Origin of the sequence: Robinsoniella sp. RHS, assembly GCF_001029355.1 — a bacterium.
GTDB lineage: Bacteria > Bacillota > Clostridia > Lachnospirales > Lachnospiraceae > Robinsoniella > Robinsoniella peoriensis.
In genome coordinates this window covers 43,899-69,584 of the sequence record NZ_JNGB01000021.1, presented here as the reverse complement: position 1 = coordinate 69,584, position 25,686 = coordinate 43,899, and the positions used below count along the sequence as shown (strand labels likewise).

The window sequence follows — 25,686 nt, the reverse complement described above, 5'->3', positions numbered from 1 at the left end:
CCGCTTATATTTCCTCAGTTCTGTCAGCGTTGCCTGGTCGGCACTGTCTACGAATACATCCCTTGAAAATCCCCATTCATTCCGGCATTGCTCCAAAAAATCAATCAGCTTTAAAACGGTGTCCGATGGGGCAAGCGGTGTATTCAGGTCCGCATTGCTGTAAACTTTTTCTGCCAGGGTAACAAGTTTCCGGTCTTCTGTAATCCCCTGGAAGACCATTGCAATGGTATCCGGTGATTTACTGGAATAAGAGGTATCCAATGCCGCTGAGAACTTCTTGAACTTGATCTTTCCGGACTGGATCTGCTGTTGGATCCATGCTGCTGGAACAGCATGCTGCTTTCTGTCAAAGTTGGGAAAGATTAAACCGGTTGCTTTTCCCCTTAACCCCTGTATTTTATTCTTCCAGATCTTGGTGCCCTTAGGTGTATTCATAAGAATCTGTTCCAGCTTTTCCTTGGACAGTCCTAAATTATCCCGAAAAGAAAAGAACCAATGGACCCATCCGGGTTTTGGTTCTTCCTTTAACTCTTCCATTATTTCATTGGGGGTGTCTTCCTGCCATTCCTTAAGCGGACGGGAGCTGTTGATATATTCCTTATATACAGCCAGGCTGGGATCATCCGGATTCAGCGTAGCCATTAAATAATCACATCTCATCGCTGATTCCCGGACAAACTCGATGTCTGCGGTATTGATTTCATCTATGTAAAGACAGCCATACTGCCCTCCCAGGGCTTTCTGCCATTTCTTTTTGTCTCCATACCCCATTACATAGACCACCTTATCCCCCCGAGACGTATGGTATCGTATATGGGGGATCTTATCGTCCTTGGTTCCATTGCCGTTGTATTCTGCCAGTATGCCAAAATCATCGATGATTCCAAGATCCTTGTTGATGATATTCTTCTCAGCGGTTCCGGTGTCCTTTGCCGCTATTATATGTAGTTTTTTAGGGGACTCTGCAACCTTAAGCATAAACTTAAACAGTCCAACCGTGGTCTTCCCTGCGGATGTGGTGCCTTCCAGGAATTCTGCCGATGCATCGCATTTTACGAATGCTTTATATTTCTCTGACAAAATCAACCGTTCACTGCTCATTCCCCATCACCGCCATGTATCTGTTTGATTAGATCATCCAGCTTTGTCTGTTCGATTTTCAATCCGCTTGATACTTCAACCCTGTTTACATATTCTCCATCCATTTTATTCAGGGTATCAATTGCCCTGATCCTTGCGTCCGGTTTCTCTTCTTTATTGGATGCAAGCTCACTCAAAACAACCATGCGGTCTTTTCTGCTCATAATGGCTTTATCTCTGGATTCTTCCAGCAATTCCTTGTACCTACCTAATATTTCCCTGGTATTATACAATTCGGAAGCCCTGTTATCTACTGTGCTGTCTTTCCAGTTCTTCGCATTTTTGAATGCTTCCCGGTAAGCCTTTCTCTGGCTCATTCCCTGTATTAAGTACTGCACATATTTTTCATGCCTTGCATTTGGCAATATAGCCATTCCGGCTCACCTTCTTTCTTTATACATAGGAAAAGCACCCAGAATATTCATCCGAGTGCTTAAATTATTTACATTATTTTCTATTTCCTTCTTGACGTAGCACTATTTTATGTGCTATAATATATACATATTAAAGGAAAGGAGGAATCATATGGATGACATTATAAAAGTGCTTACCATCATCTGGTTAGCCATTCAGATAGCCGCGAAACTGACTGATTGGATTACAGGTGATAAATAAGCACTCAAAGGGGAGCAACGCTCCCCACCTTCTATAGGTAATGTTATTATACCATATGAAACCAAAAGATGAAAGATACTATTACAACTTTACTCATTGTATTCATATCACTAAAACTGATGGATTTTAATAATCTTGGGATACTGGATTATATTATTCTCATCCTGACCATTTTCTTACTGATTATTTCTATCCTGAAATACTTTAAAAAAGGAGGACACTCAAAATGAAGCTTAAAGAGATACGCTTGTCTAAAGGATTATCCGTTCCTAAATTAGTCACTCTATCAGGTGTTCCCCGCAGAACTATTCAAGAAATAGAAAACCGCAATGACTGCAGGGTATCAACTGCTATTCAACTTGCCGATGCCCTCGGTATTACACTGGACGAGTTGTGCAGAGATTAGGCAGTCAATCGGCTGCATTTTCTATTATACGCAAAAAAGCACCTACGCTAAGTAAGTGCCTTTCCACAGTCACCCTGTGCGGCAACCATCTCGGTTTTAACAGACACCCGAAAACTGGATCGACCACCACCGGTCACTCCCGGTTTGGATTTCTTTCTTTTTAAACCGTTCGTGCAGAACAAAGGAATTCTAAGTCTTACGACCTACTCCCATTCAGGAACCCAGATCTGCACTACCGGAGATTCAACTGCCGGGCTGTAACACCCGGCAGTCGTATGTGTTGGGAGAACTTTTTTCATAAATAGATGAGCTGTATCCATTTGTTTACACTATCATAATATCATATAAATATGTCCTATGATTACGGCTTTTACTCTTTTTTATTTGAAAGCAGCCAGAAAAACTTTCTCCGTCTATCATAATACAAATCTTTCCCACAAGGTATATCCATAAACTCTCTAAGATAATTATAGGATATTCCTTCATTTGTAACTGCCTTTAGAATGTATGGAAATATTTCGGAATCAGCCTCCGTTGCCGTCTGTCGTATGAGATTACATTTTCTTTGCAGTTCTGCTCTTCGCACAGCTAATGCTTGAGTTGGATCTGAAATTCCATATCCTCTGGGCATGTCTGTTATTTCTAAGCTGCCTACTGTATCTGTCTTATACTTTAACTCATCCATCCATTCATTGTATTGTAAGCAGAAGTTATACAGTTCACAAAATCTTCTCTTACTAATCTGATACTTTTTTTCGTTTATTGGTCTTACATTAGGCATTGACCTCATCCTCCTATCTAAACGCTTTCCCTGTAGCCTTATCCTTAAGCCAAATCCTCCCCTGTATATCGAATCCTGCTAAGCTTGTTACCTGCCTAAGCGCTTCTATTACCGCAAGGACATACTTAGGTGTCTTCCCAGTATTATGTATTGCCCTGCCGGCTGTGCTGTCTATGTAGCCTTCTTTATTCTCTTATACCAATGCTCACCTCTTTAGTCTGTTATATTTCAGTTTAATCACTTAAATTTTTAAGCAAATTGAATAATTTAGGTGCTTCGTGTTCAATACACACAAAATCTTTTATTACATCTTCGATATCTTCTGCCTTGTCGGTATCGGTTGAATATCCCATATCAACAAGCCAATTATAAAAATTACGAGCCACCATTTCTGCATTAGTGTTATTCATATTTCCCTCCATAAAATTTCAATTTTTCGCTTAACCATACAGATTTTCAAGTTCTATTACATACACTGGAAAACTTCCTTTTTGTTCTTTTCCGCAATATGTATAGCATCCGCCCTCCCCATCATAGCCACACCAGTCAGGCACACGGGCGTAATATCGGCACCACTGTTCTTCTATCTGTTCGATGTTGATGTCGGTGCGTTCGGTTTCTGAACGTGCCAACTCTACTGTCTGTTCTTTTGTATACTTATTTGCATGTGCCACAAATTCGTTGTGTATGCCACCAGTAAAAATCATATAATCAAATTTACTCAATTTTACGCTCTCCTTTCGTATGTTATATTTTAATTATCAGGTGTGGCAGAATTTCAAAGAAATCTGACCTGCCAGCATTGGCTACTATCTCCGTACTTTTTATATAAGGCAGATGTGGGAAAACAATAAACTGTACATCCACCAAAATATACTCCCCTTGTTTGTCCTTTCCGTCTGGCTCATAATATGCCTCGTCAAAGCCGTACATCTTTGCCTTTACCAGCTTATTAATATTAATCATAATCTCCTGCATATTGACCTCCTAAATTTTAATTTACCGTGATGGTAATTTTATATCTCTGCTGGAAATTCTACTACCACGTTAATATCCCATTCTCCAATACCATCACGTTTCATTTCCTCCCGGATCTGGGATATCGTTACATCACTGGTGTCAAATATATTTCCTACCCTTTCATAGTCCATTTCTCTTGTTTTTGGACTTTCCAGGTCGAATATAATCGGCCTGTCCGGGACATCGTAATATTCCTCTACATCAAATGGTTCCACCCGAAAGCCGGTATAGTGTATGCTCCAAACAACTTTGCATAGGTTAAATGCCTCACCCAGTTTAGGACAAGAAAGTATATCATTTTCCCATATTTTATTTCCCCTGACATCCTTTAAACCGGTATCCAGGCATACCGTAATCGGATCGATCTCCACCCATTCTACTAATCCAAACCCATCATGACGCAAAATGAAGTGCATATCGCAACCCGGTAAAGTTTTATTTTCCTTATCCAGGTAATATCCTTCCACCCAATCCCTATTGTCAGCTCGTTTTCCTTTACAAAAAATGTGCATTCTTCCCATCGCTTTATCTCCCTGTATGCAGCCTGTTTTTAGCTCTATGCGTTCCATTCTCTCCATACCGTTCGTGCAAGATATCCCATTCATCCCAGACACTCTGCGGAATGTTGCATAACTTATTCTGTTGCTTGGTTCTTTCCTGAATCACATAAGTTACGCTGCCCTTAGACACGCCCACAAGCTTTGCAATCTCCCTGTGTTTATATCCCTGTTGATGCAGCCTCTTCACTTCATTTTTCATTTCTTCACTTAGTGATTTCACATCTGCCTCCCTCTCGAACCATTATGTAGCCCGTTAACCGGATTGCTCTGGATTTCTTGGGTTCTCCATCTATCAGCCCCTGGTCTTTTAACCGCTCTAAATATTCCGGTATGTTGCTTTGTGATCGCAGCCCAATCCCGGATGCAATCTCCCGGACAGAAGGCGGATACATATGCCGGCTTATATATTCCACCAGAAACTGATAAATCTTTTCCTCCGGCTTTTCCATGCATTGATACCTGCGTTTCCGGTATTCCCTCTGTTTCTCCCGGAACACCTCCGGGTTCTTGTCCCACCGCCGGCGTTTCAGCATAGCCTGAATATCTTTGTCATCCATATCGCAGTCTATACGGTCGCACTGTACACAGTCCGGATACCTGCAATTGTTTGCTACCGCCATGATCATTCCCCCTCCAGCAACTCCACTGTATTCTGCACCAGTTCATGCAGGCTGCGCTTCTCTGCCTGCAGTGCCGACGCAAGCTGTATATATTCCTTTCGTCTTGCGGATACCTGTTCATAAATCATGCGGAAATTAGCACGGTCTATATTCAGGTCCTCCGACAGGCAGAGGTTCTTAAACCCCAGCCTCCCTACACACTGCCTGGTGCCATCGTCCAGGCTGTCCATTGCCTCCGCTTCCCGGTACATGCCCCAGCGCCGGATTGCATAAAGCACATCCTTCCAGGCCGCACCCCAGTCCTTTTCCTCACCCCTTACGATGCCGGCGCATTTCTCCCGGATCTCCGCAATGGAGGGAGCAAATTTATTTAAACTGATATGCTCTTTTAATGCTGCCAGGCAGATACGGTAATCCAGATCAGACAGCATGGTGTACCACACCTCTTTCGCCCGGTTATCCGGCATCAGGTTCGCATTGGGGTATGCCGCTTTCATTGCCGACGCAATGGAGCCAAATTCATTCACATTCATGTTCATTCACCCACCTTGCCATGTCATCATAAAAATCCGTTTCCTGCCTCTTAGGCTTTTCTTTCAATGCAAAGACTCCTTTCCAGCCGTTCTCAATAGATTGGTGGAGTATGGCAATTTTTTCATCATTATCCATTGCCAGCCTGTCAAGCTTTTTCATTATCAGCTCCATCCCTTTTTCAGTTATTGCTGCTTTTGATGCTTTCCGGTAAGCAATAAAATCCAGAATGGCATCATTGAGCAGGTCATCTGCAGCATATTTTTCTGGCAGTACTTTAGTACTGCTCTTTTCTGTTTTCGTTTTTGTTTCTTGTTTCTGTTTATTTATGTCTGCACTTTGTACTTCTTTTGTACTTCCTTTGTACTTCTTTTGTACTTCCTTTGTACCGCATTTTGTTGGGTTCAAAAGCGTATACTTTGTACATTCCCCCCGCTTCTTTGAGGAAATGAAATCAATCAGCCCCAGCTGTTTTAATTCATTTCTCGCATTCGTAAGCGCTTTTTCACTTACACACATCATTCCGCTTAAGCTTACATTCGTCCGCGCGAACCAGTCCGACCAACTACATCTGTTGTTTATCTGCAATAGCGTATAATAAAGCAACTGTGCGTTATTTGACACTCTGGTTTCTTGCAGCAAATGGTAAAACCGGTTAAGCAGTTCTATATAATTCAAGCCACCACCTACTTATCCATTTTCTTTACTGCCTGCCCGGCTTCATATTCCCGGTACAGTGCTGTCCAGTCCTCGATCTTCATTGTGGCCAGCCATCCGCAGCGGTCCTTCTTCTGCATGACAACCGGCATTTCCCCTTCCCTTGCATCCCTTGCCGCCTGTTCCATTGCCCCATACAGCCCGCCCCGCAGCTGTTCTTTGTAAACCTTGCACTCGATATGCATACCGGGCAGCCCTACGACATCCGCATCTCCATTGGCTCCGCTGTACTGCTGTCCCCTGCGGCAGTCATACCCCTGGTCCCGGAGCACCCGGGCAAGCGCTCTTTCCCCCCTGGCCCCTTTTTCCCTGCTATTCATCTCCTGCCGCCCTCCTTGCTGCCTTTAAGGACCATCCGATACTTTTTAACCGGTGCTCTTCCTGCTTTACATACCGTCTCAGTGCGCACATATCAATAATGCTGCCGGTATCCGGTATGTAATAGCCCTTGGAATCCTGCTGGTTAATGATTGGCGTTTCCCTGCGTGCATCTGCAATTAAATCTCTTACTTTTCTATCCGATAACCCGGTCAGGATACAGAGCTGCTTTCTGGTTACTGCATTCTGGTATCCAACCGGTATATAATCCACAATATTCATGTTCCTCCTTTCCGGGGCGGTCTGCCGCCCCAGCCTGGCTTATAATAGATTTGTGATATATTATCCGCCCTCCGCAAATATGAATCAGCATTTACGGGTTTCTATATAAAGCATCACTGCCTTATAACTATTCCATATACCTGGTACATTTTTGCAAATACCTCCAAGCCCCTTTGATGGGCTATGGTATGGTGTTCCCGGCATAAGCAGATCTTCCGGTATCCGCTGTCATCCACTTTCCTCCGGTTATTCCCCATGCCAATCGCGTCAACATGGTGTATCTCTCCATTCCTGCCGCATACCGCACACTTTCTATGCTTCAGGCAGAAATATAAGTACCTGCCTATATCGTCCGTCCTGTTCACCCCCAGTTCATCCAGGGGGATTCCATTTGCCAGGGAAAACTCCATCAGGGTGTTTATATATTCCCTGGCTGTATCCACCGAGCAGTCTGACAGGCTGAAATACCCGCATCCGGTGCTTTTCATATGCTCATACTTCATTAATTCTTTCATATATTCCGGCACATCCCCGCTCCAGGCAGCAATATCTGCAATAGTTGCATAAGCTTTTTTCCTTTGTTCTATGGAAATATGCCTGCCATCATCGAAACGCATCTCTGCTTGGCGGATATGCTTATCCAGAACCATTTCTTTTATGTATTTCCCAGGGATCGATATATACAACTGAGTTCCCTGTTCATCCTCCCTGACTTTTTCTACCTTTACGACTGTATGCACTAATCATCACCATACTTCTTTTTAAAGGAAACTAAGAACCTGCCGATCTGGGAGGCGGTAACGGTATCCTCATTAATCCCGTTTGATGCATACAGCATGTCAATATCGATCTTATGCTTTTTGCAGATCTCCCGGATCATTTTTTTCTGCGGCTCCGAAGCCGGTTCCTCCTGCTGGAAAGGGTTTTCTTCCTCTTTCAGCCACAGGTCAAATCCCAGGCCCGTGTGTATGGCCACACATTTCACGAATGACCGGCACATGCTGTTCCAGACACGCTGCTGGCTCATGGAGTTATCCTTTACCGGATTCGTGCCGTTCATCACCGGGGACTGCATGGTGTACTCTTTTTCATCTATGACTACTTTAATCCGGGTTTCATAGCACCGGTTCCTGGAATCGTTTTTATCTACAAATTCATGATCACAGTAGTAAAGGCTGCTTCCGGTCTTTGGGTTTGGTATGGGTTCCCAGTAAACAGTTTCTGCCCCGTGGTCATGCAGCAGCTTAATGCACTGTGCCCAGTTTAAATATAAAAACTTGTCCCGCTCTTCACAGTACGGGATTACATCTAATTTTCGTAGCTCATCATATGGTTTCAACATGCGAATCCTCCTTTATCCAGTTCCCGGAAAAGAACCAGTCTATAAATTCTTTTTTATCCTTACCATCCAGGAAATCCAAATTTTCTTTTGCATAGATAAATGCATCTTCCTCTGATACCACCTCGTTTGTGGCCAGTTCTTTATAATGCATTTGACAAAACCTCCCGTTTTGCTCTATAATACATATAGAGTTATTTTTTATAAGTCTGATAGAATAGTCCCTAAACTTTGGTCAGTGTGGGGGCTATTTCCATTAACAATTCTTTCAAAAAATGATGTCAGTTTCCATATATCTTTTTTTGAAAAGGTTCCCGTAGGATCAATGTCTGCTATTCCTTGTAACAGTCCCGCAGAATATCTCATCATATCGTAACGGTCCAAATGATTCTCTAGCTGAACCCGGTGCAATGTGTTAATTATATGATCAATATTATTCCATTTTTCAAAAAGATTTCTTTGTGTGTCCGACTCCTGTACCGATTCAATCCATATCATCTCGTTTCCTCCTTTCTAAGTGCTCCATCTCCTGTATAAAGTAATAGATTAACAGACATATGAAACTGCCTGCAGAAATTACCTCTATTACCGTCCAAGGTGTTTGAAATATGATCTGCACTGTTTCCATGATGCAGGCTGTTGCCAGCAAACTAATTACTTTGTTTTTCATCACATAACCTTCTTTCTACAGTTTTTTTTCCAACAATGCATTAACCTTTCCTAAAAAATCTCTAACTTTTCTGCATCCGGAACCTGCAAAACCCGAAAAGCCCTTCGTACCTCAGGATATGTAAATGTCTCAGGCTTCTTTCTTTTGTTTTGTAGTGTACGCTTTGTGATTCTCAAATACATTGCTAAGTCATCTTCTGTCATCTTTCTGATGTTAATATACTTAGCAATTATTCCTTCAAGTGTTCTATTTTTTACATCATCTTCATTTGGTTTTAATCTTGGCATATACTTCACCTTCGTTTCTCTTTTTTACTGTCTGCGGAAGCAGAAAGAATTTCATCAGCAATTCATTACCTGGCATTCGCATAATTTCGTTAACGTGGAGTGGTCAAATTACTTCTTTAGTTCAGAACCAACTTGGCCTACATTGACATCCAATATGGCTGTCAGCTCTGCTGCGCTTGCGGCGGAGTGTGTCAGCTCATATCTTTTTACTGCATTTAGCTTCACCCCGTCTATGTGAATTGTTTCGGTTTCATCAATCGTGAGGGCGTTTAAATTATTCACCCTACATCACCTCCTAACTTTCTTCCTATTATTTTACATAACGCTCCGTCCATTTTATAATTTTAGTACAGGCTGTTCCAGCAGCCGAGTACATATGAAAGGAGTTCGTGAGCTATGAAAATAAGTACTAAAATTAATATCGACACCAATAAGTTACATAAAAAAATTGATGAAGCTGCCAAACAACAAATATCTGAGAAAAGCTTCGATATCAAATGCCCTCATTGTGGTCAATCAATATCTGCGAAGGCTGGCAAAAGTATTTGCTCTGCCTGTGGAAAAGAAATCGATTTGAACTTAAACTTTAAATTCTAAATTAATTTCTGATGAAGCCAGTTCATGTGACAATGTTCTGGCTTCATTCAAGGAAGTGTTTAAACGTTCTGTTTTCTCTAAAATTTCATTAATGTTAGAATGAATTTCTACGTCTAAATCAATAACCTGATTTTTCCTGCAATCTTGATGTTTTTTTATTCTTCATACATCTAAGTCAATTGTTACTACCGGTAATTCCATGCCACTTCTAGTCATTTGATAGTTGAAGACTTTTGAAACTCCCCATGCGTCTTGGCTATTAAGTTTAACGATGATGGGTTCAGTTACTTTTTCTCCATTAATTATTAAGATCTCATGGTTATAATCAAAAACTAAATCTTTAAATTCTTCAATTTTGTTCATGTGTTCTCCTTTCTTTTGACAGGTTTGTTTGAAGATGCAAATAGCAAACCTCAAATGACTACATAGCATTCAGAAACGTTTTGTTGATTTATATTCACTTTCTAGTGCAAAAAAAATATTATCTCTCTCATCAAGTGAAAGATGTAAAACTTTTGTTAGGTTAACAATCTCCGATGATCTAAAATTTCCTGATTTCATTCTATTATATAGCGTTTCTCTTAATATTCCCGTCTTTCTTGCAATTGCTGTTACAGTCATTCCTGATTCAAAAATTTTCTTTTTTAATAGATCAACATTTGTCATTTTTAATCTTTACTCCTTCCTTTTTGTTGATTTTAATTCACGCCTATATGTTATCATTCAAGTGAATTCTTGTCAACACATTTATATAAAATTGTTGAATTTTTTTCACATCTATGTTATGATCTATTTATGAAAGGCGGTGACTTTATGTTAAAGTTATACTCTAATATAAAATTATTAAGAGAGGAGTTAGGACTCTCTCAAGATGATTTAGCCAAAAAGACTGGTTATACTAGCCGCTCTTCAATTGCCAAGATTGAAAAAGGGCTCGTTGACCTATCTCAAACAAAAATAGATCTTTTTGCAAATGCTTTAAATACTACTCCAGCAAAACTTATGGGTTGGGATGAACCTACATATTATCACAAACTTGGAAAAACCGAAGCTTTAGATAACTTTAAAGCTGATGGTATTGCTGGAATAGAAGTATTAAACGACTCTGATGAGATAAAAATTTTAGATATATTTCGAAAATTTAATTCAACAGGCAAGTTAGAAGCTACAAAACGCCTAGAGGAATTAAGCTATATTCCAAAATATTGCAAAAAAGATTCCATAGAAACTAACTAAAATTTTCAACATATCCGCTGATAACAAAACAAAATATTACTTATATAGAAGTTTTAGAATGGAAAAAGCAAAGGTACTTGCATTCTTATGCGGTAATATATTACCTATAAGGAGGTATTTAAAATGGGTTTAGAAAAAATTGCAGAATATAAAAAACAGATGGGAATAACAACAGCTGAATTATCCGAAAAGTCAGGAGTTCCATTAGGTACATTAAATAAAATATTAAGTGGCGCGACAAAAGATCCTAAGCTAGAGACTTTGAAAGCTGTATCAAGGGTTTTAGGCTTAACATTAGATGACTTTGATGATTTGGAAGATAATGAGAATGATAATACAGCAACAGCATGCATAGAACCCACCTATGATGACATGCAACAATTAATTGCAAGAAATGGAAATAAGCTTACCACTGATGAAAAAATGCTTCTAATAAAGCTATTATCGGAATTGTGATTAAAATAATACAAAGGGGAACCACCATGACTTACAAAGAATTTCTTGAATATATAGAAAATAACCTGGATGGTTACAAGGTATTTATGGAAAAAGCCATAGCCTTTCAAGGAGTTAAAAACCAAAAACGCCAGCCAAATAAGCGATGGAATGATAAAAAACTTAAAAATGCTGCCTATGATATGTGGAAACAATCCATGCAGCCACTTTATAATAATCTGAAAAAGGAAGTAAATTCTAGCCTTCCACACAATTGGGTTCATATATTGAGGCACACGAAATTTTTGAGAGTGTAAATGAAGGAATATCCGATTTGAATTTTAGTGAAGAATAAGAAATCAACAAGAAGGGAAAATGAGTTATGAATGATTTAACTATAAAACTTCTGGATAAGTCTAAAGAAGCTTTTGCAATGGCTATTGAATTATATAATAAGCCTACTATTCATTACCGCGTAGAAGGTTTTGCTCTGTTCATTTGCAACGCATGGGAACTGATGCTAAAGGCTCATCTAATTCATATTTATGGAGAGGAGAGTATTTATTACAAAGATAATCGTGATAGAACCTTGACTTTAGAAAATTGTATTAAAATAATTTTTACCAATGATAAAGACCCATTAAGAATAAATTTAGAAAAAATCATAGAACTACGTAATACCAGCACACATTTTGTAGTAGAAGAATATGAAATGGTATATGTGCCGCTATTTCAATCTTGTGTGCTAAACTTCAATGAAAAAATGATGGCATTTCATCAAATTGATATGACAACTATCATTCCGCAGAACTTTTTATCGCTCTCTGTAAGCATGAAAGCCTTGAATGAATCAGAAATTGTAGCAAAATACCCTGAAGAAATTGCGACGAAAATGTTAACCATAAAGAACACGATCGACGAATTGTCATTCCAAACAAACGATAAATTTGCCATTAGAATAGATCATTTTCACTTTCTCACTAAAGACAAAAATAAAGCCACATCTTATGTAAAGATAGATAAAAATGCTGATTCATCTATAAAAATAATACGTGATGTTAAAGATCTGAATAATACTCATAAGTATACTGCAAAAGCATGTATAGCGAAAATAAAAGAAAATCTGTCAAAGGAAAATATTAAATTATCATACAATGGCGATGAAGCTAAATTTACAAGCTTTCACTTCACTAATTTTTGTAAACACTTTGGGTTAAAAGAAAATGACAAATATTGCTATGTACATAAACAATTCTCTATGCCACAATACTCATATTCACAGCAAGCTATAGATTTTATATTAGAAGAGTTAAAAAAAGATCCTGATAATATATTGGACAACATAAAAAAATAAGCCAACCCCAGGGGCAAAGGAATTCTTGGTATTACTACCTACTCCCATTCGGGAACCCAGCCTTATCCATCACGAGTTAACTTATTTGTATTATACAGTATATTCGATATATTGTCAATTATGTATTGAATTTTAAAAAACCGCCCGGTGCAGAAACACCAAACGGCTTTAAATAAATACTATACAGACAAAGGAGCCTATATAATACTGCCTTAGACAAGCACATTATATCATTTTCCTCGACACCTGTATAGGTGTTATTTTTTTACGAAAAAGGAGGTTAAAATTATGGCAACAGCCAAAAAACTACCATCCGGAAGCTGGCGATGCCTTGTATACAGTCACACGGAAACCGTAAAAGGAAAAGACGGTTTAGAAAAGCAAAAACGAATCTATGAATCCTTTACCAGTGATGACCCATCTGCCGCCGGGAAAAGAGAAGCAGAATATGCCGCCGCAGAATACGCATTAAACAAGAAAGAAAAAAGCAAAGTATCTCACAAAACATATGGCGAATGCCTGGATGATTATATTGAAAACCGCACTGCTGTTCTTTCTCCGTCAACCATTCGTGAGTATAAACGGTCCAGGCGCTGTGATCTCCAGGATCTGGCAGATCTGCGTATCTGTGATCTAACTCAGGCTATTATCCAGAAATCAATTAACAGGGAGTCGCAAACACACTCCCCCAAAAGCGTGCGCAACATGCACGGCCTGTTATCTGCCGTATTAAAAGAATATCGACCGAATTTTGCCTTAAATACCACCCTGCCACAAAAAGTACGTCCAAAGATTCACGTTCCTACAGACGCCGAAATACAAGCTTTAATGACATACATAGAAGATACGGAAATGGAAATCCCCATATTGTTAGCCGCTTTTGGGCCAATGCGCAGAGGTGAAATCTGTGCACTTGACAGTATGCACATAAATAAAAATATTGTACATGTGGCATATGCCATCGTATTAAATGACAAAAATGAATGGGTAAAAAAATCCACAAAGACATACGATGGGGATCGCCTGATTGAGTTTCCGGACTTTGTTATAAAAAAGCTGGAACATAAATCCGGACAAATTGTTAATTTACTACCCTCGCAAATATCAGACCGGTTTTCGGATGTCTTAAAAAGAGCCGGCATCCCTCATTTTCGATTTCACGACCTGAGACACTACAATGCATCTGTATCTCATGCTCTAGGCATCCCCGACCAATACATTATGAAACGGGGCGGCTGGGCATCCGATGCAGTACTAAAAAATGTTTACCGGCATACCATGAGTGACCGAACTGAGCAAATGAACCAGATCGCAAATGATCATTTTATTAATTTATGCAACACGAAATGCAACACAACTTCTTAAAACCCAGTGAAATCAAGGGTTTTACAGTATATTTAACAGGTTCAAGTCCTGTTATCCGCAGGCTACACATCTTTTTCAAATCTTGAGAAAGATAAACCATAACTTGGTTTTGATTTTTTAAAAAACCCCGGAGTAATTTTCCGGGGTTATTTTAAATTCATATACCCCGTTACACTTTAGATCCCTTCTGTCCATCCGGTGAATCCATTATCCTGTTATCTGCCAAATAAAAAATTTGACAAATCTACCAAATCATAATATACTAAAAGTGTATTATCAACTATGATAATATATTTGACTCATAGCCCAGATCCCACGTCTGGGCTATACCCGACTATATTCAGTATCAAAAGGCATTTTTTACTTCCAAAGATCATGTTTGCATTTCTGCTCTTTTAATAATCTTATAAAATCACTGCCTCGAATCAGCTATCTGGCATACTTCCAAAAATTGTTAAAATTTTTTTTAAATTTGAATTGCATTATTTGCCAAAATGTGCTAAAGTAACTATTGTATTAGCGAACAGCTAATATATTTCATAACTCACACTTCGCAGCCCCCACACGCTGCGAAGTACTCCCTAATAGCCGGTATTGTTTGCCAGAGCTATTTTTTTATGCCTTTTTTAGAAAATTTATATATTGACATTTATTTCACAAAGGACTATATTGAACATGAAATTAATACAGGCGTTTCCCATCGTCGCAGAGACACCTGCAATAAACACGCGACGGAGAAAAGAGGCAGAAATGATGTTAAAATTGATGAGAGCACCAGCAAAATATGTTCAGGGACAGGACGCACTGTCACAGGTATATGAAGAAACTAAGGATCTGGGAAAATCCTTTTTATTTATTTGCAGCAGAAGCGGCCACAGGAACTGCTATGAGAAGATTGAGAAAAGTTTTTCCGGAAAAGATGCAAAAATATTATTTGAAATCTTCGGGGGCGTCAGCTCTATTGGGGAAATTGAAAAAATGCAAAGTATCGTGAAAGACCAGAGAATCGATTGTGTTGTAGGTGTCGGCGGCGGTTCCGCTATCGATACTGCGAAAGCAACTGCATACTACGAAGGTCTTCCTGTTGTGATTATCCCTACCGTAGCAGCAACCGATGCTCCCTGTACAGGACTTTCTGTTATTTATAATAATGACGGTACTTTTGCAAAATATATATTCTATCCTAAAAATCCAGATGCAGTTCTTGTTGATACCGATGTAATTGCACATGCTCCTGTAAAATTCCTGATTGCCGGAATGGGCGATGCTCTTGGAACTTTCTTTGAGGCAAGAGCCTGTGAGAAAGCTAAAGCACCAAGCCTGGAGAACGGCGGCATCACCAAATCTGCAATGGCTCTTTGTAAACTGTGCTACGAAACCCTTTTAGAAGATGGTTATAAAGCACTGCGTGCCTGCGAAAATGGTGTTGTAACCCCTGCTGTAGAATCTATAATTGAAGCAACTACTTATCTGAGCGGTGTCGGGGCAGATAATGGCGGGCTTGCAGTATCCCATTCTGTATATAATGGTTTTACAGCACTGGAAGAATGTGAAAAAACAATGCACGGTTCTATTGTGGCATTTGGAACCATTGCACAGTTAATATTAGAAAATGCACCGATGGATGAATTGGATGAAGTCATCGACTTCTGTGTAAGCGTTGGACTCCCTGTTACACTGAATGAAATCGGAGTAACCGATATGAATCGCGTTCATATCGCTGCTGAAAAAGCCTGCGCTGACGGTGAAAGCATTCACAATATGATCGGTGATGTGACTCCTGCCCAGCTGTACGATGCATTAATTGCAGCCGATGTATTGGGGAAAGAATATCTGGGAGAATAACATACTGCCAAAGGCCAGACAGCTGTCTGGCTTTTGGTCTTTTATACTGCAAATTTCTATATCTTATACTTTATCTTTCCATTCTTATCATTCTATGCTAAAATACCTTATACTTTTATACAGTGTCTTTTTACAGTATCAAACTACAGACAGGAGCATTTCATCATATGCAGGCAAAATTTAAAATCATCCTATCCATGGCTGTTTTTGGAACGCTGGGTATTTTTATTAAAAATATACCCCTGTCTTCCGGAGAAATAGCCCTTTTCCGTGCTGTCATAGCCGCAATTTCCATTTTACTATATAAATTTGTAAAAAACGAAAAGATCCCCTTTGACGAAATAAAAAAGGATCTTCTTCTTCTGTTCCTCTCCGGAACCGCAATGGGATTTAACTGGATCTTTCTGTTCCAGTCCTATCGCTATACCTCCGTATCCATTGCTACTTTGAGTTATTATTTCGCTCCGGTAATCGTTATGGCTGTCTGCCCCATATTATTTCGTGAAAATCTAAATTTGAAGCAGATCATATGTTTTGTGATGTCAACCCTCGGTCTGGTACTTGTTATTGATCCCGGGAAAATTTTACCCGGCAGCAATAGTTTTATTGGCATCTGCTTTGGATTAAGCGCCGCAGTGCTCTATGCCACTGTGATTATTTTAAATAAACTTATTAAAAATGTAACCGGAATTGATCGCACACTGATCCAGTTTTTTGCAGCGATTATCATTCTTTTTCCTTATGTTGGCCTTACAGATGGAATACATTTGTCTGCAGCCGGAACCTATGGAATAATTAATTTGCTGGTTGTGGGCATAGTCCATACGGGAATTACTTACTGCCTCTATTTTTCATCTCTTAAAGACTTAAAAGGACAGGAAGCAGCAATTTTAAGCTATACCGATCCGTTGGTAGCAATTATTGTGTCCGTATCCTTTCTGGGTGAAACCATTAGTCTGACGCAGATACTGGGCGGCATACTTATTTTAGGTTTTACTTTACTGAACGAGATTAAATCCCATGATACGTAAATACCCACGAACATAGAAACTGGATTGAAAAACCTCCCGGTACCACTTATGAGGACTTATCCCTCTATCCGGATATCCTTCCGGGGGCATGGTTTTTCCTTAAACCAGAAACTGCACCAGGCTCGCCTCCATTTATCAGGTACTCTTTCCCGGTTTCAAAACAGCTGAAAAACAATAATCTTCCCGATATCCGGGTTCTTCTATCATTTTCAATACAACCTCTGCCGATTTCCTTCCAAAAGATTCCTTCGGATGAATTATGGTGGTGATCTGCTTTCCCATTCCGGCATATTCCGTGTCTTCAAATCCTGTCACTGCAATGTCTTCAGGAACCCGAATTCCTCTTTCCTCCAGAAAACGAATCAGATAAAAAGCAACCCGGTCATCATTGCAGACAATTGCCGTACAATTCCTTACTTTTTCCCAAATTCTTTCTCCATGGGGCTGTGTAAATAGTTCATTTTCCGTTTCATTTGTATACCATATTACCTGCTCATTTTTTACCGGCAGTTTTAAATTCATCGAAGCTCTCATATATCCTTCATAGCGTTTCATTCCGGTCTGCTCATCCATCTTGCAGATTGCCCCAATATTCCGGTGCCCCTTATCAAACAGATGTTTTACCAGAAGCTCCCCGCCGCCTCTGTCATCCACTGTCACTGCTGATGCTGGAAACTGCGTATGCAAAGTCTGGGTAAATACTACCGGTATATTTGCTGTCAGCCTTTCATACAATCCATCATTAATCATAGGAAGTGCTGATTTTACAGGCTCCATGATGATACCCTGAACTCCTCCGTCAAGAACAGATCGCAGAAATTCTTCTTCTAAAGCTACCTGCTGGGATGTAAGAAATAATTGAATCCCATACCCTCTTGGGCATAACTCATCGTGAATCCCCTTTATTACGGCTGGAAACAAATAATCCTCAACTCTGTTCAAAATAACTCCAATGCATCTGCGTTTCTTTTCCTGATTTCGAAAAGGCGGAATCTGAACCTTTCTGCTCACATAAGTCCCGCTGCCCTGTACCTTATACAATAACCCCTCATTTTCCAGCACTTTAATTGCCTGTCGGGCTGTCTGACGGCTTACCGAGAACTTAACACATAATTCTTCTTCCCCCGGTATTTTTACTCCACCGGGAAATTTTCCGGAATAAATTTCATTCTTAAGCCAGTCCGCCACCTGGGAATATTTAAAATTTGCCATAGAAGATCTCCTTGTAACATTTGTACCTCCATTATACTAGGATAAATTCAGGTTTTCAACATTACAATACGTCATTTCTATTTTAATTAATAAGTAAAATATTTTTTAATTCTTTTATGTTTTTAATTATTTTATGTTTGTATCTATCTATTCGTTCTGTTTATTATCCCTTTATATCCAAATCCGAATAATCTATTTTAGAAAGAATATAATAAATAAAAACAAAATATTTACTCAGAAAGGGAATTTATGCTAAATATCGGCTCTCACCTATCCTCTGCAAAGGGATTTTTAAACCTTGGTAAAGATGCCTTAAAAATTGATGCGAACACATTTCAGTTCTTTCTTCGAAATCCCAGGGGGACACGGGCAAAAGCCTTGAATCAGGAAGATATTGATTCCCTCCGGAATTTCATGATGGAACATCACTTTGGTCCGATCGTTGCCCACGCACCCTATACCTTAAATGCATGTTCCTCCAATGCACATACCAGGGAACTGGCACAAGAAATGTTTCATGACGACCTTGCCATCATGAAACATCTTCCCGGCAATTATTATAACTTTCATCCCGGCAGCCATCTGGGTCAGGACAAGGATACAGCAATTTCCTTCATTTCTTCCATGCTAAATAAGGAACTAAAGCCGGGTCAGCCTACCATGGTTCTTCTGGAAACCATGGCCGGTAAAGGAACGGAGATCGGCAGGACATTTCAGGAACTGCGCGAAATTATTGATCAGGTTGATCTGCAGGAACATATCGGAGTCTGTTTTGATGCCTGCCACCTTTCCGATTCCGGCTATGATATTGTTCATAATCTGGACGGCATCCTGGATGAGTTTGACCGGATCATCGGACTTGGATACCTTCATGCTTTCCATATAAATGACAGTCAGAATCCTCCGGGAAGCCACAAAGACCGACATGCGTTAATCGGAAATGGCTACATTGGATTGGAAACAATCGTACAAATCATAAATCATCCCCTGCTGCGGCATCTTACGTTTATTTTGGAAACGCCTGCCGATCTGGATGGACACGCCGGGGAGATCCGGCTGCTGCGTTCCTTGTTTCAGGATTAATAACATATTTTATTTTTAATATAGATGCCGGCATCCATCCAGATCATCTGAAGATATACAGATGGATGAAATAAATAGGAAAGTGCCCCGAGGTATGCCGGCATCTGCGGATTATCTTATTTATCTTATTACTTTCCTATATTTTACCAAAGAATACGGACCATATATTTTCTTTTTCCCTACTGTTCGGTAGGCACGTACCTTGTAATAATACGTTTTCTTTTTTGTAAGTCTGCTATCCTTATAGGTTAATGTCTTTCCTTTCTTTATCGTGGCAATGCTATGGTAAGTTCCCTTTTTACTTACAGCCCGCCTGATTTCATATCCGCTTGCTCCGCTCACTTTTTTCCACCGGAGCTTCAGATGCTTTCCGGAGAGATTTGTAACCGAAGACAAGATCACTTTTCCGGGTACCGGTTTTTTTGACTTCACTTTTGAATAACCGCTAAGCACCGTCCTGCTTTTTTCTGTGGCATAAGCACGCACCTTATAATAATATTTCTTGCCGGTCGTCAGCTTTTCATTCACATACGTGGTTTTGCTTCTGCCTTTTACCGCGGCAATCTTTTTGTAAGTTCCATTCTTTTTGGTTGAACGGTAAATCCGATAGCCGTCCGCCCCCGTAACCTTAGACCAGGTAATTTTTACTTTATTGTAACTTTTAGCTTCTATTTTCGTAATCACCGGTGATGCAAGATTCGCCGGCTGAGGCGTTGGCTCCGGTGTCGGCTGCGGCATCGGCTCTGGTTTTGGTTCTGGTGTTGGGTCTGGTGTTGGCTCTGGTGTTGGCTCCGGTGTTGGGTCTGGTGTTGGCTCTGGTGTTGGCTCCGGTACCGGGTCCGGTTTCTTCACCAAATCCGCCTTCGCTTTTATAAGTGCTTCCCTGGCTGCATCTACCGCTTCCTGTGAAATCTTCTGATCCTCTTCTGCTTTCCGTGCCTCATGTAATGCATTTTGAAATGTACTCCAGCTTTCCTCCGTATAGTCTCCCTGTTCTGTAACCTTCTCTGCATCTGCTATGGTTTGCCGAAGTGCTGTTTTATCAGTGATTCCGGCTATTTTATCGATATCACTGAGTTTAAACTTGGCCTGTCTGATATAACAGAGATCTGTTGTCACCCCTCCCTGCCAGCTCTCTGAAAAATCTTTATCCCAATGGCCGTAAGAATTCATGATAAAAGTACCGTCCGGCTGTACGATAATCCCTGCATATCCCGTATCTCCCGACTTTGCATTGTTTGCCCAGTCTTCATCAATTAAAATTCGGTATTGTCCTTCATTTTGTTCCATTAAGTCTTCGTATGTGCCGACCCAGGCTGCCCAGTCACCGGCTTTCCAGTCATTGCCGCCGTCAAATTGCTGGTTGCCGTTGAGATCGTAAATAATTTCCCTAAATGTAATCAGAAGCCGGTTGCTCACCGGATCATAAACAGCCTTGTGCCGTTCACCTGCCAGTGATCCCGGCAGATCCATCGGCCTGCTCCAGGTTTCCCCCTCATCGTCAGAATAGATCAGGGTTGCAGGATTATTATGAGACTGGCTTCTGGCGAGACCTGCAATCCGTTTCCCATCGGGAGATCGGAACATACCGATTTCACACATCTGATACGTACTTTCGATGGAACGGTAAGCACTTAGATACGGTTCAGGCTCGCTCCACTGTTCCTTTCCGTTTTCATCAAATGTGAGATAAGTCTTATAATTAACATAATCATAATTGTGGTATACGCCCATCCATTTCTGCATGTCATTACCGTCAGCATCTTTTAACTGAATGAGACTTGCCATGGCTACAATGGATTTATTCGGAGTACCATCGGCATGATTCGTATACCAGTGTTTATACTCTGTCCAGGTCTCTCCTCCGTCATCCGAATACGACGTATTCCATCCTGTAGCATTACCTTCCAAATCCTGGCCCCAGCCCGGACAAGCTGTAATCAGCATTAATCTCTGGGTTCCGTCTTTCAGGTGAAGCTTGTACATGGTAGGCGTTTCCTGTGACCCTTTGAAGGATTCCGGTGTCTCTTTTTCTATCCAGGTATCTCCGGCATCATAGCTGATTTTCAAAACCAGAGGTCCTTTTCCGTGTCCAACCGGATAGGAGGTAACCAATGTTTGATTGTCATCCAGCATGACCATATCCGGCTGGCCTAAATACTGACGGGGGCCGCCCGGATCTTTGTCAATATCAGACAGATACTTTTCATCCAGCTCATATACCGGAAGCTGATTTGTAATGTTTAATTTTTTTGAAACAATAACTGTTACCGTATCACGATATCCCGCCGCCTGATTTTCCACGGCAATCGTTACATTCCCCTTTTTATGTGCCGTTACCAGCCCGTTTTCATCTACTGATGCCGTCTCCGGATCACTGGAAGTGTACACAATCGTCTTATCCTCCTGATCACTAATGAGATTTGTCTGTATGGCAAAATGTTCACCCACATTCAGCTCCTTATAGGTCTCCTGAATGTTCAGGCCTTTCGTCTGCATGATTGCAGCGATTTCTTCTGCTGACAGCACTCTGTTAAAAATTTTCAGCTCATCAATTTTACCGGTAAATCCACTACCGCCGATGATATCCGCCGGACATGGAAAATCATGGCTTACGGTCCATCCATTTGTCTGTATCAGAGTACCGTTTATATACATGGATAGCCCGTTCACCTTATCCTGTGTCCATGTCACATGCACCCAGGTATCTGCTGGAAATACATAATTAAAGGTCAGTACGTCCCCACTTCCCGTTCCCACATGTACTCCTGCTTTCTCTCTGTTGTCCGCCAGTCGTACGTCAAAAGAATAATTTCTGTCGTTACTCATCAATACGGAACTGCGCACAGGATCTTTCGTGCTGTTGTTCACCCAGTACCCTACCGTCCAGGTATCCGAAAGACCGGAATCGCCCTGTAAACGGACCGACTTTTCTGCCTCTGTAACAGTCAGCGCTTTTTCCGATCTGCCCGGAGAAAGTACCGCCCCCTGGTTGATGCCGTCTCTGGTCCCCCATTCATCCTTCACCACATTGTTGTCCATATGGTCAAAGGAATAGTATGCTGTCTTCGCACTCTCTTCAATAGTGATTCCTGTCACTGTTACGGAAATTTCTGTACTTTTAGAAGTATCCAGCACAGACGCCGCCGTAATGACAGCCTTTCCCATCTGCCTTGCAGTTAAAACCCCCTGTTCGGATACGGATACCACCGCTTCATCTGAGGAAGACCAATTTAATTTTTTATTGATTACATTGGATGGCAGGATCAATCCATGAAGCTGCAGTGTCCTGCCAATGGATAATTCCACACTGCCGCCTTCCTCAATCGTAACAGCTTCCACCTGATCCGTCCCCGCTTCTTTCAAAGCGAGATACTTGCCGGTAAGTTCCGCTACACCTTCTTTGAAAGTATCCATTTCCTCTGACAAAATTGCTATTTTTTCCGGGCTTAGATAAGTTTTCCCGCTGCCCGCCGTGGTGCTGACTGCATCATACAAAGCATCGATATCTTCCTTCAGGGACGGAATCTCCTGCTCCATATATTTTAACTTGTTTACATCCCGCACGCCTTCTGCCATCTTCTCCAGGCGGACGGAACTTTTCCCGACTGGTTCTGCGGCATCTTTATGATCCGGATAGAAAAGGAAGCAGTCTCCCGGTTCAAAAGCGTTGTGGGTGACATCCGTAAGAGGGTCGGCAACCCATGCATCATATGCCCAGCGCAAAAATCCTGCCGTTCCCATTTTCCCCGCATTAATCATTGACCAGTAGCTCTCTGCCGGAGCGCTCAGTGCATAATTTCCGGGCATATGTTCCGTACACGAATACAGTGTTGTCCGAAATCCTTTTGCTTCTCTTTCCTTTAAAAGCTCTGCAAATTCAGCAGCGTTAGCCTGTGCCGCACTGTCGCCAACATTTAAATCCGTGACACGCAGTGCCAGTTCTTTTTTGTCCGCAAAGTGATCCATAGCCCCGGCTGTCTTTAATGATTCACCATGAATGTTTTTCACGGATGCAATCAAATCAAATGCTTCTTTGCTAAACCCTCGCTCATCAATGCCGATATAGGATTCGTCAAACCAACCTTTTTCCATCAGATGTTCCGTCAGTTTTTGCAGAAAATCCCCCCAAACCTGCACATACCGGGTACTCCCAGGAGTAAAAGCTTCATAGGTTAATGTTCCGTTTTCCCAGTAAGTAAATGAATTATGCCAGGGTGCAATACTGTAAAGCACAATTTTATCCCCAATTCCAAGTCCTTTATTAAATGCGATCCACTTGTCAAAATCGGTATAATCATATTGAAAGCTCCCGTCAGGGTTCCTGCTCCATTTGATCATAGAAGGATAATGCACGTCATTAGCACTGTATGTCTGACCGTCCCACGCCTCTTCTACTATAGAAGCCGTGATTGCATGTCCTCCGATTTCCTTATACTTTCCCATAGCAGGTTCCAGGATTTTCAAATGTTCCGGTGAAAAAGGCTCCACTCCATAATATTCAGCACTGGTGTAAGGATACTGCCATAATTCAATATCAAATCCATCCTTAAATTCTTCTGCATCCGGAAGCTGTACATCCTGGACTTCTATTTCATACTGAAATACCAGCGGATTTTCAACCCCATCTGCCGTAACAGACAGCAATCCTGTATAGTTGCCTGCGGCTTGCCCTTTGGGAATATTAAATTCCACCCATACAGGCTGTACGCTATTAAATGGTATATCAACCGGCCCGGTCTGATACAGGATATCCGAAGCCTCACTCCGGTTGGATTCCGTAGCTTCCGGCACAGGCCGGTCTTTACTGCCATAACCCAGATATGCACCGTTATAGGCTAATGTGGATTTCACAAAGACTGCCCTTATCTGGTCTGCCGGAATAATGTCATCTCCATTAAACAGATCACCGGGGGTAACTGCCACGTTTTTCAGACTGCTGCCATTGGTTAGCAAAGCCAGCTCACTGACAGCCTTATCATTTTTCCATGCCGTGAGTTTCCCCGACATTACATGTCTGTCCAGTATTTCTTCGTAACGGTTCTGGGTATACTGGGTATTGGTGTCCACAATTGTTCCCTCCAGCCGTCGTACCCCGGCAGCCACTGTCACGGATATTTCTTTTGAAATACCGGCTTCTTCACTGGTCATGCGGATCATTGTACTTCCTTCTGACCGGGTGGTTATGACCCCGTCTTTCGAAACCTCCGCCACCTGGCTATCCATACTATCGTATACAAAATCGGTAACTTTCGCATATTCCGGTATGACGGTATAACCAATCTGCCTTGTCTCATCTTCTGTCATTTGAAACTCTGTATCGGTTAATTCAATATCCTCTGGCACATAAGGGGCATGGGTAATCTGAGCATATGCCGCCTGATTTACGATCCTGTTCCCTGTCGCTTCATTCAGCGTTACCGCCTTCAGTACATGCCTGCCTTCCGGCAAATCACTTACAGCATATACGGATTGTGCCTCTGTACGTGTCTCTTGATATAAATCTGCCGCCACTACATTTTCATCATCAACAGAAAACTGAACCTTTCCATGAATGGGACTCTTGTTCGAGAATATCTCAACCTTATTTCCCACAAATGGAATTTCATAATAGCATTCCTGTGCCCGTTCATCGGAGGCACCCAGATCAATATAGGCTTCGTCCTCAGAAACCGTCCATTCTTTTCCCTGGTAAGAAGTAAAAGAAAACTTATTCCAGAAACCCTCCGTCATTTTTGGCTTCACAGTTAATATCTCCACCTCCATGGCAGCATCTGTGGATTCCTGTGCAAAAACCGGTAATACATCAGAAGTAATTACCATCGAAAATACAAGCAGCATACAAAAAAATCTTTTCCATGAAAATCTCATCATAATTCAACTACCTCTCCTTTAAATACGCTCAAATACAGGAGTTTATCTGAAAAAAGCCCGCCTGCCAGAGATGTCTGTATCAAATATTTTCATTTCCACTCCTACTGATTTACAGTTGTCAATTCTCAAAAATATTCCTTATCTTTTGTTTTCGCAATCCTATAATGCATGATGTAAAACGCTTTTCCCTCTTCACCCCCTCTTTTCAGCACATTCATTCATTATTAAGCTTTAATCTTTCAGCTTATAGCGATATGCTTACTATTATATATAAAAGATATTATTTTTTCAATTATATTAATTAAAAAATATTTTTTCTTTTATTTTTTAACATGAAAAAACTCATTGCAATTTTTACTTTGCAATGA

At 41.0% G+C, this 25,686-nt stretch carries 34 protein-coding genes; 10 read left to right on the top strand and 24 right to left on the bottom strand.

The window, feature by feature from the left end; translation table 11 throughout:
• Positions 1 to 1,101 (bottom strand): terminase (locus tag RHS_RS12460; RefSeq protein ID WP_047833362.1); only part of this gene is annotated, 1,101 nt, incomplete at its 3' end.
• Positions 1,098 to 1,514 (bottom strand): terminase, encoded by a 417-nt coding sequence (locus tag RHS_RS12455; RefSeq protein ID WP_047833361.1) that lies wholly within the window; start codon positions 1,512 to 1,514, stop codon positions 1,098 to 1,100. The genes RHS_RS12455 and RHS_RS12460, both read right to left, overlap by 4 nt.
• Positions 1,515 to 1,981: 467 nt before the next feature.
• On the opposite strand from RHS_RS12455, the gene RHS_RS12450 reads away from it, so the two are divergent.
• On the top strand, positions 1,982 to 2,161 hold the full coding sequence (locus RHS_RS12450) for a helix-turn-helix transcriptional regulator (RefSeq protein WP_047833360.1): 180 nt from the start codon (positions 1,982 to 1,984) through the stop codon (positions 2,159 to 2,161).
• A gap of 370 nt (positions 2,162 to 2,531) precedes the next feature.
• Here the strand turns inward: RHS_RS12450 and RHS_RS12445 are convergent, their stop codons facing one another.
• From RHS_RS12445 to RHS_RS30900, 18 genes are all read right to left on the bottom strand, one after another.
• The gene (locus RHS_RS12445) at positions 2,532 to 2,942 is read right to left on the bottom strand and encodes a hypothetical protein (RefSeq protein WP_047833359.1); all 411 of its coding nucleotides are present in this window, start codon (positions 2,940 to 2,942) and stop codon (positions 2,532 to 2,534) included.
• Positions 2,943 to 3,175: 233 nt separating this feature from the next.
• Entirely contained in the window at positions 3,176 to 3,352 is a 177-nt protein-coding gene (locus RHS_RS30930; protein WP_394909926.1) for a hypothetical protein, read from the bottom strand.
• A 30-nt stretch (positions 3,353 to 3,382) separates the two neighbouring features.
• Positions 3,383 to 3,667 carry a hypothetical protein gene (locus RHS_RS12440; RefSeq protein ID WP_047833358.1) on the bottom strand — a complete coding sequence of 95 codons (285 nt, stop codon included), beginning with the start codon at positions 3,665 to 3,667 and terminating at the stop codon, positions 3,383 to 3,385.
• A 22-nt stretch (positions 3,668 to 3,689) separates the two neighbouring features.
• Entirely contained in the window at positions 3,690 to 3,920 is a 231-nt protein-coding gene (locus tag RHS_RS12435; RefSeq protein ID WP_047833357.1) for a hypothetical protein, read from the bottom strand.
• Positions 3,921 to 3,958: 38 nt separating this feature from the next.
• Positions 3,959 to 4,483 carry a hypothetical protein gene (locus RHS_RS30925; protein WP_395022232.1) on the bottom strand — a complete coding sequence of 175 codons (525 nt, stop codon included), beginning with the start codon at positions 4,481 to 4,483 and terminating at the stop codon, positions 3,959 to 3,961.
• A gap of 4 nt (positions 4,484 to 4,487) precedes the next feature.
• Positions 4,488 to 4,742, bottom strand: a complete 255-nt coding sequence (locus RHS_RS12425; RefSeq protein WP_047833356.1) for a helix-turn-helix domain-containing protein — start codon at positions 4,740 to 4,742, stop codon at positions 4,488 to 4,490.
• Positions 4,726 to 5,142: a hypothetical protein gene (locus RHS_RS30920; RefSeq protein ID WP_395022230.1), complete on the bottom strand. Its 417-nt coding sequence runs from the start codon at positions 5,140 to 5,142 to the stop codon at positions 4,726 to 4,728. The genes RHS_RS12425 and RHS_RS30920 overlap by 17 nt, the downstream gene beginning before the upstream one ends.
• A 2-nt stretch (positions 5,143 to 5,144) precedes the next feature.
• On the bottom strand, positions 5,145 to 5,675 hold the full coding sequence (locus RHS_RS30915) for a replicative helicase loader/inhibitor (RefSeq protein ID WP_395022228.1): 531 nt from the start codon (positions 5,673 to 5,675) through the stop codon (positions 5,145 to 5,147).
• On the bottom strand, positions 5,662 to 6,351 hold the full coding sequence (locus RHS_RS30910; protein WP_395022226.1) for a hypothetical protein: 690 nt from the start codon (positions 6,349 to 6,351) through the stop codon (positions 5,662 to 5,664). The genes RHS_RS30915 and RHS_RS30910 overlap by 14 nt, the downstream gene beginning before the upstream one ends.
• 8 nt (positions 6,352 to 6,359) lie before the next feature.
• Complete coding sequence (locus RHS_RS12400) at positions 6,360 to 6,710, bottom strand: hypothetical protein (RefSeq protein WP_047833355.1); 351 nt, start codon at positions 6,708 to 6,710, stop codon at positions 6,360 to 6,362.
• Positions 6,703 to 6,990, bottom strand: coding sequence for a hypothetical protein (locus RHS_RS12395; RefSeq protein WP_047833354.1), 288 nt, complete (start codon positions 6,988 to 6,990; stop codon positions 6,703 to 6,705). Before RHS_RS12395 ends, RHS_RS12400 begins: the two co-directional genes overlap by 8 nt.
• Positions 6,991 to 7,103: 113 nt before the next feature.
• Positions 7,104 to 7,730: a putative HNHc nuclease gene (locus RHS_RS12390; protein WP_047833353.1), complete on the bottom strand. Its 627-nt coding sequence runs from the start codon at positions 7,728 to 7,730 to the stop codon at positions 7,104 to 7,106.
• Complete coding sequence (locus RHS_RS12385) at positions 7,730 to 8,332, bottom strand: DUF1071 domain-containing protein (RefSeq protein ID WP_047833352.1); 603 nt, start codon at positions 8,330 to 8,332, stop codon at positions 7,730 to 7,732. Before RHS_RS12385 ends, RHS_RS12390 begins: the two co-directional genes overlap by 1 nt.
• On the bottom strand, positions 8,316 to 8,483 hold the full coding sequence (locus RHS_RS30905; RefSeq protein WP_395022222.1) for a hypothetical protein: 168 nt from the start codon (positions 8,481 to 8,483) through the stop codon (positions 8,316 to 8,318). The genes RHS_RS12385 and RHS_RS30905 overlap by 17 nt, the downstream gene beginning before the upstream one ends.
• A gap of 47 nt (positions 8,484 to 8,530) precedes the next feature.
• The gene (locus tag RHS_RS12380) at positions 8,531 to 8,827 is read right to left on the bottom strand and encodes a hypothetical protein (RefSeq protein ID WP_047833351.1); all 297 of its coding nucleotides are present in this window, start codon (positions 8,825 to 8,827) and stop codon (positions 8,531 to 8,533) included.
• Positions 8,814 to 8,999, bottom strand: coding sequence for a hypothetical protein (locus RHS_RS12375; protein WP_047833350.1), 186 nt, complete (start codon positions 8,997 to 8,999; stop codon positions 8,814 to 8,816). Before RHS_RS12375 ends, RHS_RS12380 begins: the two co-directional genes overlap by 14 nt.
• A 50-nt stretch (positions 9,000 to 9,049) precedes the next feature.
• Positions 9,050 to 9,286, bottom strand: coding sequence for a hypothetical protein (locus RHS_RS12370; protein WP_047833349.1), 237 nt, complete (start codon positions 9,284 to 9,286; stop codon positions 9,050 to 9,052).
• A 108-nt stretch (positions 9,287 to 9,394) separates the two neighbouring features.
• Positions 9,395 to 9,568 carry a hypothetical protein gene (locus tag RHS_RS30900; RefSeq protein WP_395022219.1) on the bottom strand — a complete coding sequence of 58 codons (174 nt, stop codon included), beginning with the start codon at positions 9,566 to 9,568 and terminating at the stop codon, positions 9,395 to 9,397.
• A 114-nt stretch (positions 9,569 to 9,682) separates the two neighbouring features.
• On the opposite strand from RHS_RS30900, the gene RHS_RS12365 reads away from it, so the two are divergent.
• A complete protein-coding gene (locus RHS_RS12365; protein WP_047833348.1) occupies positions 9,683 to 9,883 on the top strand; it encodes a hypothetical protein in 201 nt (66 codons plus the stop codon).
• A 162-nt stretch (positions 9,884 to 10,045) separates the two neighbouring features.
• Here the strand turns inward: RHS_RS12365 and RHS_RS12360 are convergent, their stop codons facing one another.
• Together RHS_RS12360 and RHS_RS12355 are read right to left on the bottom strand one after the other, a co-directional pair.
• A complete protein-coding gene (locus RHS_RS12360) occupies positions 10,046 to 10,246 on the bottom strand; it encodes a hypothetical protein (RefSeq protein WP_047833347.1) in 201 nt (66 codons plus the stop codon).
• A 69-nt stretch (positions 10,247 to 10,315) separates the two neighbouring features.
• Entirely contained in the window at positions 10,316 to 10,549 is a 234-nt protein-coding gene (locus RHS_RS12355; protein WP_047833346.1) for a hypothetical protein, read from the bottom strand.
• A gap of 147 nt (positions 10,550 to 10,696) precedes the next feature.
• Between RHS_RS12355 and RHS_RS30895 the strand changes: the two genes are divergently transcribed.
• The 7 genes from RHS_RS30895 to RHS_RS12320 all read left to right on the top strand — a co-directional run bounded on the left by RHS_RS30895 (position 10,697) and on the right by RHS_RS12320 (position 17,149).
• Positions 10,697 to 11,119, top strand: a complete 423-nt coding sequence (locus RHS_RS30895; RefSeq protein ID WP_395022216.1) for a helix-turn-helix domain-containing protein — start codon at positions 10,697 to 10,699, stop codon at positions 11,117 to 11,119.
• A 123-nt stretch (positions 11,120 to 11,242) separates the two neighbouring features.
• The gene (locus RHS_RS12345; protein ID WP_047833345.1) at positions 11,243 to 11,575 is read left to right on the top strand and encodes a helix-turn-helix domain-containing protein; all 333 of its coding nucleotides are present in this window, start codon (positions 11,243 to 11,245) and stop codon (positions 11,573 to 11,575) included.
• 26 nt (positions 11,576 to 11,601) lie between these two features.
• Entirely contained in the window at positions 11,602 to 11,871 is a 270-nt protein-coding gene (locus tag RHS_RS12340; RefSeq protein WP_395022213.1) for a hypothetical protein, read from the top strand.
• Positions 11,872 to 11,936: 65 nt separating this feature from the next.
• Positions 11,937 to 12,908 carry a DUF3644 domain-containing protein gene (locus RHS_RS12335; RefSeq protein WP_047833344.1) on the top strand — a complete coding sequence of 324 codons (972 nt, stop codon included), beginning with the start codon at positions 11,937 to 11,939 and terminating at the stop codon, positions 12,906 to 12,908.
• Positions 12,909 to 13,196: 288 nt separating this feature from the next.
• Entirely contained in the window at positions 13,197 to 14,273 is a 1,077-nt protein-coding gene (locus tag RHS_RS12330; protein ID WP_047833343.1) for a site-specific integrase, read from the top strand.
• 753 nt (positions 14,274 to 15,026) lie between these two features.
• A complete protein-coding gene (locus RHS_RS12325) occupies positions 15,027 to 16,118 on the top strand; it encodes a glycerol dehydrogenase (RefSeq protein ID WP_047833342.1) in 1,092 nt (363 codons plus the stop codon).
• A gap of 167 nt (positions 16,119 to 16,285) precedes the next feature.
• Positions 16,286 to 17,149, top strand: coding sequence for a DMT family transporter (locus RHS_RS12320; RefSeq protein WP_044295488.1), 864 nt, complete (start codon positions 16,286 to 16,288; stop codon positions 17,147 to 17,149).
• 135 nt (positions 17,150 to 17,284) lie between these two features.
• On the opposite strand, the gene RHS_RS12315 is transcribed toward RHS_RS12320, so the two are convergent.
• Complete coding sequence (locus RHS_RS12315; protein ID WP_027296534.1) at positions 17,285 to 18,361, bottom strand: GntR family transcriptional regulator; 1,077 nt, start codon at positions 18,359 to 18,361, stop codon at positions 17,285 to 17,287.
• Positions 18,362 to 18,610: 249 nt separating this feature from the next.
• Between RHS_RS12315 and RHS_RS12310 the strand changes: the two genes are divergently transcribed.
• Positions 18,611 to 19,444: a deoxyribonuclease IV gene (locus RHS_RS12310; protein WP_047833341.1), complete on the top strand. Its 834-nt coding sequence runs from the start codon at positions 18,611 to 18,613 to the stop codon at positions 19,442 to 19,444.
• Between the two features lie 120 nt (positions 19,445 to 19,564).
• Here the strand turns inward: RHS_RS12310 and RHS_RS12305 are convergent, their stop codons facing one another.
• Entirely contained in the window at positions 19,565 to 25,318 is a 5,754-nt protein-coding gene (locus RHS_RS12305; RefSeq protein WP_395022209.1) for a glycoside hydrolase domain-containing protein, read from the bottom strand.
• Positions 25,319 to 25,686: the final 368 nt, after the last annotated feature.

Bases quoted from the DNA above. Each gene is read 5' to 3' on its own strand.
- RHS_RS12455 (WP_047833361.1), bottom strand. From the start codon at position 1,514: ATGGCTATATTGCCAAATGCAAGGCATGAAAAATATGTGCAGTACTTA.
- RHS_RS12450 (WP_047833360.1), top strand. From the start codon at position 1,982: ATGAAGCTTAAAGAGATACGCTTGTCTAAAGGATTATCCGTTCCTAAA.
- RHS_RS12445 (WP_047833359.1), bottom strand. From the start codon at position 2,942: ATGCCTAATGTAAGACCAATAAACGAAAAAAAGTATCAGATTAGTAAG.
- RHS_RS30930 (WP_394909926.1), bottom strand. From the start codon at position 3,352: ATGAATAACACTAATGCAGAAATGGTGGCTCGTAATTTTTATAATTGG.
- RHS_RS12435 (WP_047833357.1), bottom strand. From the start codon at position 3,920: ATGCAGGAGATTATGATTAATATTAATAAGCTGGTAAAGGCAAAGATG.
- RHS_RS30925 (WP_395022232.1), bottom strand. From the start codon at position 4,483: ATGGGAAGAATGCACATTTTTTGTAAAGGAAAACGAGCTGACAATAGG.
- RHS_RS30920 (WP_395022230.1), bottom strand. From the start codon at position 5,142: ATGGCGGTAGCAAACAATTGCAGGTATCCGGACTGTGTACAGTGCGAC.
- RHS_RS30915 (WP_395022228.1), bottom strand. From the start codon at position 5,675: ATGAATGTGAATGAATTTGGCTCCATTGCGTCGGCAATGAAAGCGGCA.
- RHS_RS12400 (WP_047833355.1), bottom strand. From the start codon at position 6,710: ATGAATAGCAGGGAAAAAGGGGCCAGGGGGGAAAGAGCGCTTGCCCGG.
- RHS_RS12395 (WP_047833354.1), bottom strand. From the start codon at position 6,990: ATGAATATTGTGGATTATATACCGGTTGGATACCAGAATGCAGTAACC.
- RHS_RS12385 (WP_047833352.1), bottom strand. From the start codon at position 8,332: ATGTTGAAACCATATGATGAGCTACGAAAATTAGATGTAATCCCGTAC.
- RHS_RS30905 (WP_395022222.1), bottom strand. From the start codon at position 8,483: ATGCATTATAAAGAACTGGCCACAAACGAGGTGGTATCAGAGGAAGAT.
- RHS_RS12380 (WP_047833351.1), bottom strand. From the start codon at position 8,827: ATGATATGGATTGAATCGGTACAGGAGTCGGACACACAAAGAAATCTT.
- RHS_RS12375 (WP_047833350.1), bottom strand. From the start codon at position 8,999: ATGAAAAACAAAGTAATTAGTTTGCTGGCAACAGCCTGCATCATGGAA.
- RHS_RS12370 (WP_047833349.1), bottom strand. From the start codon at position 9,286: ATGCCAAGATTAAAACCAAATGAAGATGATGTAAAAAATAGAACACTT.
- RHS_RS12365 (WP_047833348.1), top strand. From the start codon at position 9,683: ATGAAAATAAGTACTAAAATTAATATCGACACCAATAAGTTACATAAA.
- RHS_RS12360 (WP_047833347.1), bottom strand. From the start codon at position 10,246: ATGAACAAAATTGAAGAATTTAAAGATTTAGTTTTTGATTATAACCAT.
- RHS_RS12355 (WP_047833346.1), bottom strand. From the start codon at position 10,549: ATGACAAATGTTGATCTATTAAAAAAGAAAATTTTTGAATCAGGAATG.
- RHS_RS30895 (WP_395022216.1), top strand. From the start codon at position 10,697: ATGTTAAAGTTATACTCTAATATAAAATTATTAAGAGAGGAGTTAGGA.
- RHS_RS12345 (WP_047833345.1), top strand. From the start codon at position 11,243: ATGGGTTTAGAAAAAATTGCAGAATATAAAAAACAGATGGGAATAACA.
- RHS_RS12340 (WP_395022213.1), top strand. From the start codon at position 11,602: ATGACTTACAAAGAATTTCTTGAATATATAGAAAATAACCTGGATGGT.
- RHS_RS12335 (WP_047833344.1), top strand. From the start codon at position 11,937: ATGAATGATTTAACTATAAAACTTCTGGATAAGTCTAAAGAAGCTTTT.
- RHS_RS12330 (WP_047833343.1), top strand. From the start codon at position 13,197: ATGGCAACAGCCAAAAAACTACCATCCGGAAGCTGGCGATGCCTTGTA.
- RHS_RS12325 (WP_047833342.1), top strand. From the start codon at position 15,027: ATGTTAAAATTGATGAGAGCACCAGCAAAATATGTTCAGGGACAGGAC.
- RHS_RS12320 (WP_044295488.1), top strand. From the start codon at position 16,286: ATGCAGGCAAAATTTAAAATCATCCTATCCATGGCTGTTTTTGGAACG.
- RHS_RS12315 (WP_027296534.1), bottom strand. From the start codon at position 18,361: ATGGCAAATTTTAAATATTCCCAGGTGGCGGACTGGCTTAAGAATGAA.
- RHS_RS12310 (WP_047833341.1), top strand. From the start codon at position 18,611: ATGCTAAATATCGGCTCTCACCTATCCTCTGCAAAGGGATTTTTAAAC.
- RHS_RS12305 (WP_395022209.1), bottom strand. From the start codon at position 25,318: ATGATGAGATTTTCATGGAAAAGATTTTTTTGTATGCTGCTTGTATTT.